Raw genomic sequence first — 759 nt, forward strand, 5'->3', positions numbered from 1 at the left:
GGTATTTCTACTCTTTTGACGGCTTGCGGACTATAATGTCCCTCCATGATAAGTTTCTTTAGATAAGACCAGTGTTGTGCGAAATGCGTACGAACTTCTGCGACTTGCATTTTATCTACACCACCACTCCCCTTATTGCTCACAACCCTTTGAATCGCCTTTTCTATATTGGCATCTTCTACGATTGCTTCAAGTAACTTCTCATGTACTACAAATCTATTGGTGTTCTTCATATGTGATATCTCTTGTTTTGATACAGGATACACTTCTCCGTTATTGTCGTATTCCGTACTATCTTCATAGAGTAAGCCTAATGATAGTTGACAGTATCCTATTTTATCTTGAGTATCTTTCATCTCCAGTTCACCTCCTTATGTTCGGTCCTTCGCTAGATAACCATTACAGTTACCATCATCACTACTATGACCTCGGCTGACTTCCTAGGACAAACGTTTCCACCATGATTACATTTCCATCATGTCCCTAGGACCTCCCACGGTAAGACATAACACTTTCATCCCATGTACCCACTATCTTTACATTGCTTATTCCGTCGTACTATTGGACTTTGATTTGTTGCGCAATCTCATCCGATAAGCATATGCCTCAAATAGTTCGTGTTCCTTGGGTCAGGATTTTGCCTCCGACTTCCTCCCGTTCACACCTTACGATGGATACCTTGTCTTTGGCTAGTGGTTGGTAGTACGAAACCTCCACAGTGGACTTTCACCACCAAGTTTTATGCCATGCGTGGCACAC

1 pseudogene is annotated in these 759 nt (G+C 42.2%); it reads right to left on the reverse strand.

The window, feature by feature from the left end:
- Positions 1–356: pseudogene (locus tag E0K96_RS12065) on the reverse strand (hypothetical protein); the annotation flags it as partial.
- Between the last annotated feature and the right edge of the window lie 403 nt (positions 357–759).

It is taken from the genome of Massilimicrobiota sp. SW1139, from assembly GCF_012027715.1.
Taxonomy (GTDB): domain Bacteria; phylum Bacillota_I; class Bacilli_A; order Erysipelotrichales; family Coprobacillaceae; genus Allocoprobacillus; species Allocoprobacillus merdigallinarum.